Annotated in this window: 15 protein-coding genes and 2 CRISPR repeat arrays; of the genes, 14 read left to right on the top strand and 1 reads right to left on the bottom strand. The window is 30.3% G+C overall.

Translation table 11 applies throughout. From position 1 onward, the window contains the following. Window positions 1–248, bottom strand: a 248-nt coding sequence (locus B5D41_RS10480) for a helix-turn-helix domain-containing protein (RefSeq protein WP_143555682.1), incomplete at its 3' end; no start/stop codon positions are given. Between the two features lie 124 nt (window positions 249–372). Here B5D41_RS10480 and B5D41_RS10485 point away from each other — a divergent pair. The 14 genes from B5D41_RS10485 (at window position 373) to B5D41_RS10550 (ending at window position 18,035) form a co-directional block, all read left to right on the top strand. Beyond that, entirely contained in the window at window positions 373–1,506 is a 1,134-nt protein-coding gene (locus B5D41_RS10485) for a PAS domain-containing sensor histidine kinase (RefSeq protein WP_078810607.1), read from the top strand. 71 nt (window positions 1,507–1,577) lie between these two features. After that, window positions 1,578–2,000, top strand: coding sequence for a type VII toxin-antitoxin system HepT family RNase toxin (hepT, locus tag B5D41_RS10490; RefSeq protein ID WP_078810608.1), 423 nt, complete (start codon window positions 1,578–1,580; stop codon window positions 1,998–2,000). Window positions 2,001–2,293: 293 nt separating this feature from the next. After that, window positions 2,294–3,883: a CRISPR direct-repeat array (repeat unit 37 nt; unit sequence ATTACAGAGATTACTCCGTTAAGTAGGAGACTGAAAG). A gap of 337 nt (window positions 3,884–4,220) precedes the next feature. Beyond that, complete coding sequence (gene cas1, locus B5D41_RS10495; protein WP_078810609.1) at window positions 4,221–5,237, top strand: CRISPR-associated endonuclease Cas1; 1,017 nt, start codon at window positions 4,221–4,223, stop codon at window positions 5,235–5,237. A 1-nt stretch (window position 5,238) separates the two neighbouring features. Next, window positions 5,239–5,499, top strand: a complete 261-nt coding sequence (gene cas2, locus B5D41_RS10500) for a CRISPR-associated endonuclease Cas2 (RefSeq protein WP_078810610.1) — start codon at window positions 5,239–5,241, stop codon at window positions 5,497–5,499. Continuing rightward, entirely contained in the window at window positions 5,496–6,065 is a 570-nt protein-coding gene (gene cas4 / locus B5D41_RS10505; protein WP_078810611.1) for a CRISPR-associated protein Cas4, read from the top strand. Before cas2 ends, cas4 begins: the two co-directional genes overlap by 4 nt. Next, window positions 6,065–6,982, top strand: coding sequence for a type I-A CRISPR-associated protein Cas4/Csa1 (cas4a, locus tag B5D41_RS10510; protein WP_078810612.1), 918 nt, complete (start codon window positions 6,065–6,067; stop codon window positions 6,980–6,982). Before cas4 ends, cas4a begins: the two co-directional genes overlap by 1 nt. A 2-nt stretch (window positions 6,983–6,984) precedes the next feature. Continuing rightward, the gene (locus B5D41_RS10515; RefSeq protein ID WP_078810613.1) at window positions 6,985–7,176 is read left to right on the top strand and encodes a hypothetical protein; all 192 of its coding nucleotides are present in this window, start codon (window positions 6,985–6,987) and stop codon (window positions 7,174–7,176) included. A gap of 91 nt (window positions 7,177–7,267) precedes the next feature. Next, on the top strand, window positions 7,268–8,239 hold the full coding sequence (locus tag B5D41_RS10520; protein ID WP_078810614.1) for a helix-turn-helix transcriptional regulator: 972 nt from the start codon (window positions 7,268–7,270) through the stop codon (window positions 8,237–8,239). A 20-nt stretch (window positions 8,240–8,259) separates the two neighbouring features. Next, window positions 8,260–10,620, top strand: a complete 2,361-nt coding sequence (gene cas3, locus B5D41_RS10525) for a CRISPR-associated helicase Cas3' (RefSeq protein ID WP_078810615.1) — start codon at window positions 8,260–8,262, stop codon at window positions 10,618–10,620. A 16-nt stretch (window positions 10,621–10,636) separates the two neighbouring features. Beyond that, window positions 10,637–12,493, top strand: coding sequence for a hypothetical protein (locus tag B5D41_RS10530; RefSeq protein ID WP_078810616.1), 1,857 nt, complete (start codon window positions 10,637–10,639; stop codon window positions 12,491–12,493). Further along, the gene (locus tag B5D41_RS10535) at window positions 12,486–13,442 is read left to right on the top strand and encodes a DevR family CRISPR-associated autoregulator (protein ID WP_078810617.1); all 957 of its coding nucleotides are present in this window, start codon (window positions 12,486–12,488) and stop codon (window positions 13,440–13,442) included. Before B5D41_RS10530 ends, B5D41_RS10535 begins: the two co-directional genes overlap by 8 nt. A gap of 16 nt (window positions 13,443–13,458) precedes the next feature. Further along, window positions 13,459–14,139 (top strand): hypothetical protein, encoded by a 681-nt coding sequence (locus B5D41_RS10540; protein ID WP_078810618.1) that lies wholly within the window; start codon window positions 13,459–13,461, stop codon window positions 14,137–14,139. A 13-nt stretch (window positions 14,140–14,152) separates the two neighbouring features. Then, window positions 14,153–15,112, top strand: a complete 960-nt coding sequence (cas6, locus tag B5D41_RS10545; protein ID WP_159442942.1) for a CRISPR system precrRNA processing endoribonuclease RAMP protein Cas6 — start codon at window positions 14,153–14,155, stop codon at window positions 15,110–15,112. 345 nt (window positions 15,113–15,457) lie between these two features. Continuing rightward, a CRISPR array of direct repeats spans window positions 15,458–16,231; the repeat unit is 37 nt; unit sequence ATTACAAAGACTACTCCGTTAAGTAGGAGACTGAAAG. A 214-nt stretch (window positions 16,232–16,445) separates the two neighbouring features. Then, window positions 16,446–18,035: a spore germination protein gene (locus B5D41_RS10550; RefSeq protein WP_078810620.1), complete on the top strand. Its 1,590-nt coding sequence runs from the start codon at window positions 16,446–16,448 to the stop codon at window positions 18,033–18,035. Window positions 18,036–18,050: the final 15 nt, after the last annotated feature.

Raw genomic sequence — 18,050 nt, forward strand, 5'->3', positions numbered from 1 at the left:
TTTTCATCATATACCCCTTGGGCTATTTCTGGCACATAAACTTCTCTATCAGACCAATCTGCGTTTTTAAAAGTAGTTAAACCCTTTTTTATTTCTCGGCTTATTGTTGTCCTATGACAGTTCATTTCTCGGGCTATTTCACTATAATTTTTATTTTGCTTATTATATAAATGAGCAATAATCTTACGAGCTCCTAGTTTTAAATGTTTCCCTTTTTCTCTTTCTATGATATAATTACTTTGACGCATATTTGTGCCTCCTTAATGTTTAAGTGTGGTTACTTAACATTTTATCAGAGGAACAAGTATGTGTCATTTTTTTATTAGCCCGTGCATTTAATTATACAATGCACCTATTTCTGATTTAATCTTTTTGGTTATGAATAAAAATGGAGAGGTAAAGTTAATTAATCGAAAAGGCTGTGAGATTCTAGGGTATTCGCAAGAGGAGATAATAGGTAAGAATTGGTTTGATAATTTCATGGAAGAAGATATAAAGGATATATTTAAAAGTATTTTAAAAAGCACAGATACAGATGATGAAAGCATTAAATTTGTTAAACATCATGAAAATAACATCTTAACTAAAAGTGGAGAAACTAAAATGGTTGCGTGGCATAATGCTATAATAAAGGATGAAGAGGGAAACATACAAGAAATATTAAGTTCTGGTTTAGATATTACTGAGAGAAAATTATTAAAAGAAAAGTTGGAGTATAGTCAATTAAAAACAGAATTTTTTGCTAATTTATCCCATGAATTAAAGACTCCATTAAATTTAATCTTTTCTTCACTAAAGATGTTGAATATGTATCAAAATAAACATTTGGATCCAGAAGATAATAAAAAAGCCAGTAAGTATACAAGTATTATTAAACAGAATGGTTATAGACTTTTAAGGTTGGTTAATAATTTAGTCGATATTAATAAAATTAATGCTAATAATTTTAATCTTAATTTAAAAAATTATGATATAATAAAAGTTATTCGAGATATTACTGAGTCGGTTGAAGAATATATAAGCGATAAAGATAGAATATTTGAATTTAATTCAGAATTAAGTAAAAAGATAATAGCTTGTGATCCGTTTAATATTGAAAGAATTATGTTGAATTTACTTTCTAATGCGGTTAAATTTACAGATGAACGAGATAAGATAGTAGTTAGTATATATGATAGAGAAAAAATGGTCTGCATTTCTGTTAAAGACACAGGAGTAGGAATTGAAAAAGATAAGCAAGAGATAATATTTGAACGATTTGGTCAAGCTGATAAATCTTTTACTAGAAATAGTGAAGGCAGTGGGATAGGTTTATCAATTGTTAAGTTACTTGTAGAAATGCATGGTGGGATAATAACATTAGAAAGTGAACCAGGAGAAGGTAGTGAATTCATTATAGAGCTACCGGCTAAGAAGGTAGCAGAAAAGGAAGGTAAACTTCATAACCAAGAGGCTAGAGAATTATTTGATAGAGTGAGTGTAGAGTTTTCTGATATATATGATTAATTCTGTTATTAATACCTTAAAGAATAATTATAATGAATTTGAGAAATCTTAACTTAAAGGAGGGGATGTATTTGACAGATGAAGATATAATTCAAAGTAGAATAGAATATATTAAGAAAGCAGAAGAGCGATTATCGAAATTGGCTCAATTATCTAATGAAGATTTTCTAGCAGATGGTGATGCTTTTGCTATTACTGAACATCATATTAGAATAGCTTTAGAATCATTATTAGATATCGGTTATCATATTTGTGTAAGTAATGATTTAGGTAAGCCAGAGGATAATACTGAAATCCTAAATATGCTAGGAGATCATAAAATACTTACTGAAGATTTTGCTGAGCAGATAAAAGGGATGGGAGATTATAGAAATCGGTTAGTCTATATGTATAATGAGGTTACTGGTGATGAGCTATATAATCTACTTCAAAATAAGCTTTCTGACTTTAAAGAGTTTCGTAAGCAGATTAGTGAATATTTAGAAAATAATTAGTCAAGCATTATGTAATATGCAGGATAATTAGGTTTAATATAGAAATTATTAATTAATGGTTAAGTTCTATTTTCGAAACCCCTATAAAAGTAATGATATTATAATGGATTTTGATTTAAAAGTTTGCTTGTTAAAATAGCTATAATCCTTAAAATGATAAGGAGTGAGGTGGGTTTCGCAAACCCCAAGGGTTTTTGTGCAAGATTTAGTTTTCGAAAAATTGGAGGTGATTTCAAGAAGGCGAAGTGCTATAAACGTTGATATCATAGGATTTGTATTTTTAAATTTTCGCGATTATAGAGATTACTCCGTTAAGTAGGAGACTGAAAGATTTATGACTATCATCTATAATCTCAAACTTGCCGACATTATAGAGATTACTCCGTTAAGTAGGAGACTGAAAGTTAAGTGGTCATTTAGCTGGTTTATATTCCAGAGTTGCATTATAGAGATTACTCCGTTAAGTAGGAGACTGAAAGTGAAGACTATAGTTGCTAGAATTATTAAGTTTATTTAATTATAGAGATTACTCCGTTAAGTAGGAGACTGAAAGTTTTCATCATCGCTTTTCTCAGGGGCTTTTTCTACTTCATTATAGAGATTACTCCGTTAAGTAGGAGACTGAAAGTTTTAACTTTGCTTACCTCTATTGCTTCTGGTAATAATTATAGAGATTACTCCGTTAAGTAGGAGACTGAAAGTTCTTATATTTTTGGGAACTACAATATAACTTATGAATTATAGAGATTACTCCGTTAAGTAGGAGACTGAAAGTCCATCATAACCAACATAAGGGATATGTACTTTTTTAATTACAGAGATTACTCCGTTAAGTAGGAGACTGAAAGCCTTATATAAATATCATAATTTTCTGAAAATTTAAGCCATTACAGAGATTACTCCGTTAAGTAGGAGACTGAAAGACAGGAACACTTTTAGTATCTGCTGTCTCAAGTATAGATTACAGAGATTACTCCGTTAAGTAGGAGACTGAAAGGCAATAACTAAATAAATATAAAATTTCAAAGGTACATTACAGAGATTACTCCGTTAAGTAGGAGACTGAAAGCCTTATTATCTCTTTCTACATCTTCCCATTTTAAATAATTACAGAGATTACTCCGTTAAGTAGGAGACTGAAAGTAACTTTATTAGATCCCCCTTCAAACCTTTTTATTTTTATTACAGAGATTACTCCGTTAAGTAGGAGACTGAAAGTTCAACTTCCGAAATGAATACATTAAATCTCCTATTTATTACAGAGATTACTCCGTTAAGTAGGAGACTGAAAGAGAAAAGAATTGATAATTATTAGGGATAAGTGGAATAATTACAGAGATTACTCCGTTAAGTAGGAGACTGAAAGTAAGGAGATTCTCCAAAAGCATCTTTATCAGTTGCTAATTACAGAGATTACTCCGTTAAGTAGGAGACTGAAAGTGAAGAATATCTAAAACAATGTAAGCCATACCTGTTAATTACAGAGATTACTCCGTTAAGTAGGAGACTGAAAGATTTAAGACCTAAATCTTCCATTTTATTTTTAGAAAATTACAGAGATTACTCCGTTAAGTAGGAGACTGAAAGGCATATATGCGATTCCCGAATAGTTTTAATCAAAAAAATTACAGAGATTACTCCGTTAAGTAGGAGACTGAAAGGCTATGATCTGCCACTTCTTGAGTTTAGTTTCTCTTTTATTACAGAGATTACTCCGTTAAGTAGGAGACTGAAAGTCCTTAAATAGCTGCCACATGCCTCCAAAACAAATAAATTACAGAGATTACTCCGTTAAGTAGGAGACTGAAAGTCAATAACACCGTATACTTTCATTTGATCAGCCCCCATTACAGAGATTACTCCGTTAAGTAGGAGACTGAAAGAACAGTATTACAGCTAGACACCGGCGTAGGTGATGTATATTACAAAGACTACTCCGTTAAGTAGGCCATTTCCGGATATTCCTTCCCTGTATCTACACAGAGGTGATGTATATTACAAAGACTACTCCGTTAAGTAGGAGATTACAAGATTTATTTTTACTCACATTCTCACTGACACGAACACTTAATTACAAAAATTACTCCATTAGCTAGTCTTTTCAATTATTGAAGAGATTAGCTTTTTTCATGAAAAAAATATTTTTTCTTTTACGTTCCCAGACATATGGGAATATGGTATGTTATACTTCATGTAAATAAAAATTTTGGAGGTGAGTTTATGGGATCAGAATCACTTGTAGTCTCTGATTATGGAATCTTTATTGGTAAGAAGAGTCAACGAGTAGTTCTCAAAAAAGATAAAAAGATCATAGAAGAGATACCACTATTTAAATTAAAAGAAATTTTGGTTACTACTTCTGGAGTATCATTATCTTCAGATGTAATTCAAGAATGTGCTAAAGCAGGGGTGCAGATTGATTTTGTGACATATACTGGAGAACATTTAGCAAAAGTTTCTTCATCAGCAATGGGAGGTACAATTAAGACTCGTCGAGAGCAGATATTAGCATATGAAGATAAACGAGGAGTAGATTTAGCTATCACTTTTGCTAACGGAAAGATAGATAATCAAGTTATTTTATTAAAATATTTAGCTAAATATCGTAAACGAAAAGATAAAGCTCAATATAAATTAATCTATGAGCAAATTGATAAGATAGAAAACATCAAAGAAGGTTTAAGGGATATAAAAGGAAAGAATGTAGATGATGTACGACAATTTATACTTTCAATTGAAGGAAGGTCAGCTAAAGAGTATTGGCAAGCAGTAAAAGAAGTTTTACCAGAAGAGATAGAATTTCCTGGGCGTAAAACACAAGGAGCTACTGATTTAATTAATTCGTTATTGAATTATGGATATGGAATTTTATATTCTAGAGTTTCAGCTGCTATATTAAGAGCAGGTTTAGATTTGTATGCAGGATTTTTACATGCTGATCGCCCAGGCAAGCCCTCGTTAGCTTTAGATTTAATTGAAGAATTTAGACAAACTATAGTAGATAGAACGGTAATTGGATTACTTAATCAGGGGATGAAGTTTAAGATTCAAGATGGAAGGATAGCAGATGAGGACAGGAAGAAGTTTGCTAATAAGATTTTAAAACGGTTAAAAAGTAAAGAGCGTTATAAGAGTAAGAAGTATAGATTAGAAGTAATCTTACAACAACAAGCTAGAAAAGTAGCGTCTCATGTTAGAAAAGATAAAATTTATACTCCGTTTATAAGTGGGTGGTAGGATGTATACCTTATTAATTTATGATATTACTGAGGATCGGATTAGAAATAGAGTTGCTGAAACTTGTAAAGATTATGGATTACAGAGAGTGCAGTGGAGTGCTTTCTTTGGTAAGATAAATCATAATCTTAGAGAAGAGTTAATGATGAAAATTAGTAGAATTTTAGGTGACAATGAAGGAAATATTCAGTTATATCCTATCTGTAGCAAAGATATGAAGTTGCATCAAGAGATAGCCAGATATGGTGCTGGTAGATTATGATGATTAAGGTAACAGATATTAAGCAGTATGTTTATTGTAAACGAATCATTTATTTTACATATTGCATGCCGCTAAATGTGATGAAAACTTATAAGATGAAGTTTGGAAAAGAAAAACATGATAGAGTAGAAAGATTAGAAAAGAGAAGGACATTACAGCGATATGGTTTAGAAGATGGAGAGAAAAGATATTCTGTAGATTTAAATTCGAAACGATTAGGGATAATTGGAAAATTAGATATGTTAGTAGTGAAAGATAACGAGTATATACCTATTGAGTTGAAATATTCAAGTAGAGATCCAGGTTTACATCATAAATATCAATTAGCAGCTTATGTTCTATTAGTTGAAGAAGAGTATAAAACTTCGCTTAGACGAGGAATAATTCATTTGATTCCAAGGAAGGACACATTTGAAATTAAGATAACTGCTAATTTAAGAAGAAAGACTAAAGAAATAATTAATGAAATTAAGATGATAGTTGAATTAGAGAGGATGCCAGAACCAGTGAAAGAACGAGGTAAATGCAAAGACTGTGAATATCAAAACTTTTGTGGTGATGTGTAATGTATTTTTTAACAGATGAAGAGAGACAGAGATTAATTCGGGGATTATTACCAAAGTCACGAGAAATCGGAATCTCTGAAGATTTGAGAGGATGGAATTGGAATCAACCACCTTTAGAGCCGATTTATGATCAAAAGTTAGCTCTTTATGAAATAGCTGGAAAGTATTGTCCTACTAGTCGAGATCTTTATTTGAAAAAAGTGGAGTGGGTAGGCACAAAATGGAATGAGGCGATGATTGAAGGAAGTATATTACATAATACTTTAGCTGAATTATTAGTTGCAGCTAAGAAATTAATTTATGTACATGGGGTTCAAGGACAAGCTAAAATAATTTCTAAATTAAAAGAGCCTAAATTTAAATATTTAGAAAAACGAAAAGATGAGTTAAGTGATAGTTTTTATAATAATTTAAAAGAGAAGGTAAAATTAATGTGGGAATTTGAATATAATCGTTTAATTTTTAGAATGCAGGAATTATTGTCTAAACAGCCATATATTGGAGTTGATTCGTTAGTAAATTTAACGATTCCAATTACTGTTGAACAGAAGTTAGATGGTTCTTTTTTAGGATTAAGCTCTTATCTTAGTGCAGATGCTTTTAATTTCTCTGAACCTATGATTTTAGACTTAAAGTTTGGCAAGCCTAGAGATTTTCATAACCTAACTATTACAGGTTATGCTTTGGTAATGGAGTCTATTTATTCATTTCCAGTGTCATTAGGATGTATAGTTTATCCTGAGTTTAAAAATGGTAGATTGATTTTAAAGAAAGATTTTCAAATCATTGATGATGAATTGAGACAATGGTTTATTGAAGAACGAGATGAGAAGATGAGGATAGTCTATGAAAAGATTGACCCAGGTATAGCAAAAGATTGTTATCAAAGCTGTCCTTATTATAAGGAGTGTAATTAATCATGCAAGAATGCTATTGTTGCAAGTGTGATTTGAAATACTGGACTCCTAAAACTGAAAAGGCAATAGAGAAGTGTCCTTTTTGTGAAATGAGTAATAATTCAGATAAGAACCAAGCCAATAACTTAGATGTAATAGATAAAATGCGAATTTTAGATATAATAGTAGCTGAAGACAGGAATGATTATGGTTAAATATAACATAAATGTATGATTTAGAAGGATAATGAGTTAAGATCAAGAATGATAAATATGAGGAAGGTTTTAAATAGGGAGGAAGAGCTAGATGAGTGTTCCAACGAAGGCTTGGAAGTTAATTAAGATGATTAGTTTACTTGAAGGTAAGTATGCAAAATATGACAGACAGAGATTAATGGAAATTTTAGATATTTCAAAAAGTACTTTCTATCGTTATAAAGATACATTAGAAGAAGCAGAAGTACCGATTATATATGATAAAAGAGCAAATGGGTATAAAATAAGAGAAGATTATTATATGCGGCCACCAGAATTAAGTATTTCAGAAGCTTTAGCTTTAGTAGTGAGTGGAAATAGTATTTTAAATAATAGTGAATTGCCTTATTCAAAAGAGATAAATATGGCCATTGCCAAGGTAATGGCAGTCTTACCTAATAGAACTAAGAATTTTCTTGCTTCATTAGGAGAAAGAATTCATTTTAGCTTGGATTCATTAGTTGATTATAGTCAATATGGAGAAGTCTTTAATACTTTAAGTGATGCTATTAAAGAAGAAGTTAATGTATGGATAAAATATGATCCAGCTTCTCGGGAAGGAATATCTAAAAGGGAAGTTTCTCCTTATATACTTGACTTTAAGAATGGAGCTTTATATTTATATGCTCATTGTCATTTGCGTAATCAGATAAGAATGTTTCGGGTAGATAGAATATTAGAGATTAAACTTACTAATAAAAACTTTATATATCCAGATGATTTTTCAATTGAAGATTATCTAGGTAATGCCTGGGGAGTAGAACGTGGTAAGGAAGAAATAGAAATTAAGATTAAGTTTAGTGGACAAGCAGTAAGAAATGTTAGAGAGCATACATATCATCCCACTCAAGAGTTAGAAGAGTTAGATGATGGAAGTATATTGATGTCAGTTGTAACTTGTAGCATAAATGAAGTGAAGCAATGGGTGCTGGGATTTGGTGCGGAAGCGGAGGTTATTGCGCCTAAGAGTTTACGTGAGGAGATTGCTGGTGAGGTGCAAGAGATGTGGGGGAGGTATAACTAGGGGGAGTAGGAGGTTTAAGTATGGTGATTGATAATTATTATAAAAAGACTAAAAGTGGTGATGAAATTGATGGTTTTAAACCATTTAAATATCAAAAAGAAGTGGCTGAAGCTATATTAAATGGAGAAAACATTATTTTACAAGCCCCAACTGGAGCTGGAAAGACATTAGCTAGTATTATGCCTTTTATTATTGCTAATGAAGAAGATATGAACTTTCCTAAAAAGTTGATATATTCTACTCCACGTAGGACTTTGGTTAATAGTTTATATGAAGATATTGAAAAGGAGATTGATAAGGGAAAATTCAAGCAAAATTATAATGTAACTATTCAGACTGGTGAGAAGAAAGAAGATAGATATTTTAATGGTGATATAATATTCACTACTTTTGATCAGAGCTTATCATCTGCTTTAAGTATGCCAATATCTTTATCAAATAGACTAGGTAATATTAATGTTGGGGCAGTATTATCATCTTATTTAATTTTTGATGAGTTTCATTTATTTGATTTAGAAGAATCTTATACGACTACTGTGCTTATGTTAGAGAAGTTAAAAGATAAGGTTCCATTTTGTATTATGACAGCTACTATTTCAGAGGAAAAAATAAATCATGTTGCTAAAAAATTAAATGCTAAAGTAATTAGAGCAGATAGTCAAGAGCATTTAGCAGATATAGTAACTCAACAAGGTAAAGAGAGGGTTATTTATACTAAAGAGAAATCTATTAATGCAGAAGAGGTTGTTCAATTACATACTCAGATTAAGTCTAGCAATAAAGAAGATAAGTCTAAGAAAAGTATAGTAATGTGTAATCGAGTAGAAAATGCTCAACAGATATATCAACATATAAAAGAGTTGGTTAAGGAAGATGAAATAAAAGTTTTACTTATTCATTCTAGATTCTTAGATGAAGATCGAAAAGAAAAAGAAGAGAAAATAAAAGAATATTTTTCTAAGCGTAATAAAGATAGTAATGTAATTTTAGTATCAACACAGGTTATAGAAGTAGGAATAGATATTACTTCCCATATTATGCATACAGAGATTTCATCTATTGATTCCTTCTTACAGAGAATAGGTCGTTGTGCTAGGTATCAAAATGAAAAAGGAAAAGTTTATGTTTATGATGTATTGAATGAAGGCGATAAAAAGTATTTGCCTTATAATGAAGAAGTGACTTTAAGAACATTTGAAGCTTTAAGAGAGATTGATAGGCAAGTATTGACTTCAGAAATATCACAGAAGGTAATTGATAGAGTATATACTCAAGAAACAGATATTGATGCTAAGGACAATGAAAAAGTAGATAATACTATGAATGATTTTATTATTGATAGTTGGAAGAATCCTGCTAAGGATAACTTTAAAGATTTAATTAGAAATGTAATTGGCTGCAATATAGTGATTCAAAAATGGATACCAGACAAACTTTCTCCTTATAACTATCATAGTTTAGGTATTTCTCCTTGGACTTTAAGGAAAAAGGTAAAGGAATTAGTTGAAGAAACTGATGATTGGTTAGTTAAAGAAGTAATTGAAAGAGATGATGATAGTGATATTAAATATACTTATCGAGAGATAACTGCTAAGGATATTTATCCTAATACTCTTTATATTCTTAATCCAGATTATTTTGGTTATAATTCAGAGACTGGTTTGGTTTTTGATGGTACAGGTAAAAGCTTTGACCCATTACCTAAATCAAATCAAGAGCCTTATGATAATGAGTATAAAGAAGAGAGTTATTTAGAACATATTCAACGGATGAAGGAAGAAATTCCAAAATTAGAAGAAGAGATGAGTTATGCAATTGCTCTGATTAAGGATAAGTTTGAGTTAACAGATTATGATTTTAGAGATATAGTTGAATTTACTATTTGGGCACATGATTTGGGTAAGTTACAAGAAGATTGGCAGTTAGCTCATAAGGTAGAAGGAGATGAGCTTATAGCTCATGCTGAAAGAATTAAGAAACCCCCTAGTCATGCGGGAGAGAGTTTCTGGATAGTTTTTAATTTACTAGAAGCATTTATATTAGATTACTTACAAAAAGATGAATTTACTATTGATATTATAGCCAAATCTATAGTTTCGCATCACTCTTTAACTGTATCTGAAACAGGGGAATTTAAAATATCTAAAAATGCAATAGAATACTTAACTATAATAAATAAAGATTATTTTATAGAAGAAGATTTAACAAACTTTATAAATTCTAATAATAATGAATTATATTTAGTTCAAAAGTTTAAAGAAGATATTTCAGATGAGATTAGAATACGCAATGTTAGTCAATATTTATTCTATTTTGTTTTAGTCAGAATTTTAAGGTTATCAGACCAGAGAGCAACTAAAAAATTAAATGAAGGTAGTTAATGAAAGGAGTGAGTTGATGAATAGATTTTTTATTCCTAAGTTAGAAGGAGATTATAGTGATATTTTAATGACTAGAGGAATTGTTGAGATAGTTAAATTTATTTTACAAGAGCAAAATATTGAATCTCCAAAAATTGTAATCAAGAATCAGAGTTCATTTTATGTTGTTGAATCTGATGAAAAAATTAAAAAAGAATATTTTGATAATTTAAAATTCAAGTCTTTATACCCATTGATATTCTATAATAAAATGGAACAAAAGCCAGATTATACTTCAGATATAATTGACTTTACAATAGAGGAAGAGTATAAGGAATGGTCTGATAGTAAAATGAAATCTAATTTAATTAGACAAACAACCGGGATTCCATTATCAAATAAAATTATGAATGATATATACGCTATTAAAGACTATTTTGGAGATGTCTTGTTGATTATACTTAGATTTTATAGTCAAATAAAACTAGATTATAGTATCTTAAATAAAGAATTAGATGGGTTATTTGAAGGGATTCAAATTAATAATTTTAAAAAAGTAATTAAATATAAATTAACATATGAGGAGCTAGCTAAGGTAGAAAGAAGCTTAGATGAACTGTTTAATGGTTTTGATAATTATCATTGGAGTAAGAGAAACAAGGTTAAGAAGTTTATTAAGAATAACTTAGAGGAATCAGAAACTACTAAAGAAATAGTTGATAATATAAAGGAGTTATATAATCAAGGTAAGATAGAATTTACTACTAACCGTAATGCTTTAAGTTGTTTATTACCTATAAGGGTTAAGGGATTAAATGTAAATGATTTATCTTCTGATTCAAGAATAACTCCTAGTAATAGTTCTGAAAGTTGGAGCAAACTATTTTTGATTATAATTGGATTCTACAAAAGTTTCATTTTAAAATCTTTATCTTCAGGAAATAGACTTTATTCAGTGATTACTCCTAATCAAGTATTATTAGATGATTTTGATATGGTTTATTCAAGTGTAGAGCCAAATTATTATCCAGCAGAGATTTTGGAAAAGCAAAATATTTTATATTTAAGTGACTTTATATCTAAGTTATTAGATAAATTACCAGAATTTAATTTTCAAAGAGGTCGAAGAAGTAGAAGAAATAGATTAAAAAATTACATTGAAGGATTAAAGAATGTCTATTTAGTTGATATGGGACAGAATCATGTGATTAAGAATATTTATGATCTTAATGTTCCAAATTGGATTATTTTAGATGAAGAAAAAGATAAGGGCAAGTTTAAAGAGGTGTTCGAAGAGTTTAAAGACTTAATTAGGCCAATTGATGATAAGAATGAGGATATTAAAATCTTTCAGGAATTATATAACTTTTTAACTACTGAAAGAGTAGATTATCTATTAAATTATTACTATTACCATGCTATTTTGGTTATGCAGAGGTTAGGTGATGACCAAGGAGCTAGAATTTATAAGAAAAGGAGTGTTAAGTTTATCATGAGTAAACTAGATGGAGGTTATGCTAAAATTTTAGAGAATGAAGGGTTTAAGAATTTTGCTAAAGCAATTAGAAATAGCACTTTGGTGCCAATTTACCTTAATGAAAAGAAAAAAGTTAAATTTGGGTTATTACAGGACTTAAGAAGAGCAGCGCTCAATAAAAAGACCTTATTAACTGAATTATCAGAGTTTATGGCAGATTATAATAATGAAAATGGATTAGAAAGTTTTCATCATGGCCATCAAAAGAGAGCTAATTTAACAACTAAAGATTTTGAAGATGTTGTGAAACTTATTGATGAAAATGATTCTAAAATTATTGGGAATATGTTGTTAGCTTATGGATTTGGTAAAGATGAAAAAGTAAAAGAAATTAAGGAGGATGATAGTAATGAGTAAGAGAGTATATTCTATTTCTATTAATGGTAAGGTTGGATTGAATTTACATGATCTAAATAATGAAAAGTCAGAAGGAAATCAATTGACTACTAGAAATGTTACTATTACAGATAAAGCTGGTAATTTAGCAACTGTTAATGCTGTTTCTGGTGATATGTTAAAGCATATTCAAGCTAGTCACCTATTTAAGATTGCTAAAGATAAAGAAGATTTATCATTATGTCAAGGTTGTGAGAAATTTGATGCTAATAGAATTACTATTGATGATGATTTCGATGAATTTACAGGTGATAGTGATAATACTAAATCTGATATAGTTGATAAGATGCTTAATATGTGTAGCATGGATGATATGGAAGGAATTTTAGTAACTAATAATAAGAAGAATGTAGGGCGCGATTCTACAGTAGAATTTGGTTGGTTAGTTGCTATCCCGGAGGAGTTTAATTCAGAAAATTTATTCCATGTTAAATATTCAGATAGAGAAAAGAGTGAAGGTAGTGGTAAGAACGAAGGGCAGAATATTTTTTATCGACCAGTAAATTCTGGGCAATATGCTGTAGTTAATAATCTTGAAGTAGCTAGAATTGGATATAATGATATTTCTAAAGAGTATCCTTTAGATTCAGATAGTATTGAAGCTAGATATAAAGCATTACTTAAATCAATTATGTTGACTTATTATTCTCCAGAAGGAGCTATGCGTAATACTCAAGCTCCACATATGACAAGTTTTGAAGGTGTAGTTAGTGTTAGTTATAGTTCAGTGCCTGCACCAACAATTAGTGCTTTAAATTCAAATTATAAAGAAGAGATTAAATCTATTTCTGAAACATTAACTTCTATCGGTGAAGAAGTGGAGTTAAAAGAGTTTAATTCTTTAGCAGAATTTTGTAATATCATAAAAGAATTAATAGAGGACACAGTTCCGTATGGTGTGAAATTATAAGTGAAGGAGGAGTTTTATGTGGTTAGAAGTTGAGTATTTACCAACATCATTATTTTCTTTTAAGAATATTAATGCTACCAACACAGCTGCTACTTCTCTTTTATTTCCTACTCCCTTTGGAGTAAAGATGGGATTGGTTTCTCAAACTATACAAAACTATAATTTAGATAAAGGCAAAGAAGTATTTGAGATGGTTAAAAATAGAGAAATAAGATTTAGCCTTTCTGAAGAAGCCGTTGTAAATAAGACCTTTGGTAGGATTACAGATTTAAGAAATAGAGTTGGGAGATCAAAGCCTGCTTATAGAGAATATGTTTTTTTAAAAGGAAGTCTAAAAGTAGCTATTGAAATTAGCAATTTAGAAGATGATGAGATGAAATTATTAAAAAGGTTATTTATCAGAATAAACTATTTTGGTAAGAAAGGTTCTTTTATGCAGTTTAAGTCTTTTAATCAATTAGAAGAATTGGATGAGGATTATTTAAATCAAATGGGAGAAGAAAATCTTAAGTTAGCTAACAAATCAATTATTCAATTTACAGAGGATATTCCTCCCAAAGCTAATTTTGAAGCAATTAATATTTACAATAGTGATGAGAAATTAGATCGAAAAAATAATGAAAGAATATTTGTAGTTAATATTGAGCAGACACTTTCTGGAGAAGGTTATCAATATTATAAGCTATGTAATGATTGATGGAGGTTTTATTATGAATCTGGATATAGTTAGTTTAGAAATTACTTTAATAGCAAAAGATACTATAAAGCTACCCAAACACCCCGGTTCAACATTTCGGGGTGCCTTTGGTCATGCTTTGAAAAGTTTTGCTTGTGTTATGGAAAAGAAGAGGTGTAAAGAATGTAGTTTAAATAGTAATTGTGCTTATTCAATATTATTTAATCCTATTTTAGTAGGTAAAGAGAAGTTTAATACTTCAAATCGTTTCAAAGACAAACCCCGTCCTTTCGTCTTTGAACCTAAAACTAATGGTAAAGAAATCTTTCATCCTGGACAAGAGATTAATTTTAGGTTAAATCTTTTCGGTTCAACTTACAAGTTTTTGCCATATATATTAGAAAGCTGGCGTTATTTAGAAGATCAAGGCTTAGGAAAAGGTAGAGGTAAATTCATAGTATCAGAAGTTTGGAGTCTTAATGATTTAACTGGTAAAGCAGAACGAATTTACTCTGAATATGCTAATCGAGTCCACAATTCAGATATTAAGATTATTAGTGAGGATATTGAACAACTCCAACAGAATATATCTAAAGAACATTTACGATTAAAACTTCTTACACCTATGCTTTTAAAATATAAAGGAGATTATGTTAAGAAGATAGATTTTCATATTTTGATGAGAAATTTATTTAGAAGAGTATCTAGTTTAAGTTATTTTTATGGTAAAGATCAATTAGATATTAATTTTGGATCATATCTAGAAAGAGCAGAAGAAGTGAAATTAATCAAAAATCATACTAATTGGCGAAATTGGAAACGTTATTCTAGTCGTCAAAAACAAAGAATTAAGATGTATGGAGTAACAGGTGAGTTAGAATATGAAGGTGACTTAGGAGAGTTTTTACCTTACTTAATTCTAGGACAATATACACATGTAGGTAAGAATACAGTCTTTGGATTAGGTGATTTTAAGATTCTGAAGAATAATTAAAACTGTATTAGAAAATTTTAAATTAAAAGAGATTAGTTAGGATAATGAACAATTCAATATCATGTAATATGCAGGATAATTAGGTTTAATATAGAAATTATTATTTAGTAGCTAAGTCTTATTTTCGAAAACCCTATAAAAGTAATGATATAATAATAGATTTTGATTTAAAAGTTTGCTAGTTAAAATAGCTATAAACCCTGACACAATAAGGAGCGGGATGTATTTCGCAAACCTCTAGGGTTTTCGTGCAAGATTTAGTTTTCGAAAATTTGGAGGTGATTTCAAGAAGGAGAAGTGCTATAAAGCTTGATATCATGGGGTTCTTATTTTCAATTTTTCGCGATTACAAAGACTACTCCGTTAAGTAGGAGACTGAAAGACTAAACTATCTAATCTTTTATATCCCTCATTAGTCAATTACAAAGACTACTCCGTTAAGTAGGAGACTGAAAGATTAATAAACCCAGGCTCTCCTGTCTTTTTAATACTCTATTACAAAGACTACTCCGTTAAGTAGGAGACTGAAAGTCTTATTAACCTTAGCCACCAATTGCATCCCTCTTGCTATTACAAAGACTACTCCGTTAAGTAGGAGACTGAAAGATCTTTACTCTGCTTAACTATATCAAATCCATTATTATTACAAAGACTACTCCGTTAAGTAGGAGACTGAAAGTTCTCAAATACTTTAATCCTCTTCTCTGCCCCATTATTACAAAGACTACTCCGTTAAGTAGGAGACTGAAAGTCATTAAAAACCTATCTAATAACTCACTATCTGTCTCCATTACAAAGACTACTCCGTTAAGTAGGAGACTGAAAGTCTGCCAACAAGATTGAACCATCATGTCTAATAGAATTACAAAGACTACTCCGTTAAGTAGGAGACTGAAAGTATCATTGTAATGCTGAATAAAAGCCTTAGAACCTGAATTACAAAGACTACTCCGTTAAGTAGGAGACTGAAAGACTAAGCTGAGCATTTATCAATCACCTCTTGTACTTATTACAAAGACTACTCCGTTAAGTAGGAGACTGAAAGTACTCCTGAAGGTTATCCAGACATCATAAAAGAAGCCATTACAAAGACTACTCCGTTAAGTAGGAGACTGAAAATAAATAAAATATATTTTTTTATTTCTAGTCTGTATTCCGTCTGTGTCTAAATATGATTTGATTTTTGTTTTTAACTGTCAACTGATAACTGTAAACTGTCAACTCAGATAGGGAAGGTATCCCTATCTTTTTCTATGCAAAAATTTAAGAGTTTAAATAGTGAATATTTTTTTCATTTAATATAATACTAAATTAATAAGCAAGGAGGGATTCTATGTTTAATAGGATATTTAAAATGCTTAATTATTTAAAATTAAAATCATCTAATCAAAAAGCTAAAAAAGGCAAAAAAAACATAGAGAAAATTCCTCGTTCAATCCAGGATATTAAAGAAAGATTAAAGGAATTGTTTGAAGATAGTAGTGACTTTGTTATGCGAGAAGTGGTATTAGGAAATGAATCTAATATTGAAGTTATTATTGCTCACATAGATGGTTTAACAGATAGAAAATCAGTTAATAATAATATTGTGAAACCATTAATTTTAGAATCACGAGACACTGAATTAGATAAAGATTTAAATCAAAGTAATATCATTGAGATATTAAAGGATAATATATTAAGTGCAAGTGAACTTTCAGAAGTCAAAGATTTTCAAAAATCATTACATGCTATGCTTTCTGGAGATACTATTATTTACATAGATGGAACTGAAATTGCACTAAAAGTTGGGATGAGAGAATGGGAATCTCGTGGAGTAACTGAACCAGATACAGAGTCAGTCGTTAGAGGGCCGAGAGAAGGCTTTACTGAAACTCTACGAACAAATACTACCCTTTTACGTAGAAAAATCAAAAACTCAAACCTTAAATTTGAAAATATTACTTTAGGTGAAAAGACCAATACTGATGTAGCTATCTGTTATGTAAAAGGATTAGCCAATGAAGATATACTTAAGACTGTTAGAAGAAGGGTAAAAAAGATTAAGATAGATTCTATTTTAGAATCAGGATATATTGAAGAATTTATTGAAGATGCTCCTCTTTCAATCTTTCCTACAGTAGGTAATAGTGAAAAGCCGGACATAGTAGCAGCAAAAATATTAGAAGGTAGAGTAGCAATCTTATGTGATGGTACACCTTTTGTACTTACAGTTCCTCATTTATTTATTGAATCAATTCAATCTAGTGAAGATTATTATGCTAGGCCTTATTTTTCCTCACTATTACGTATATTGAGAGGATTAGCATTATTTATTACTACTATTTTTCCAGCCTTTTATGTAGCTTTAGTAACTTTTCATCAAACTGTAATTCCTTTTAAATTATTACTAACAGTTGCCGCTTCAAGAGACGGCATACCTTTTTCAGCATTTACAGAAACATTAATGATGGGGCTTACTTTTGAATTATTAAGAGAAGCAGGAGTTAGAATGCCAAGACCTATTGGGCAAGCAGTAAGTATAGTAGGCGCTTTAGTTTTAGGACAAGCAGCTGTAGAAGCAGGAGTAGCCAGTAATCCAGTAATCATGGTGACGGCACTTACAGCCATTAGCAGTTTTATTCTACCAGCTTTAGGAGGAGTAATCCCACTTATTCGAATAATTATGTTAATTACAGCAAATATTATAGGTTTATTAGGAATATCCCTCACAGGAGTAGTTATTCTTATTCATTTATGTACGCTGAGGTCTTTTGGTGTGCCTTATTTAGTACCATTTGCACCATTAGCTGGAATGGAATTAAAAGATACATTTATTCGTCTACCTCTATGGCTAATGTGGAGAAGGCCTCATGATTTGATTGAAGATGATAGAGAAGCGGCCTATAGAATGAATGTTGATATTAAGACTAAAGAAGATTAATAGGAGAGCTAAATA

The sequence above is a fragment of the Selenihalanaerobacter shriftii genome (genome assembly GCF_900167185.1).
GTDB lineage: Bacteria > Bacillota > Halanaerobiia > Halobacteroidales > Acetohalobiaceae > Selenihalanaerobacter > Selenihalanaerobacter shriftii.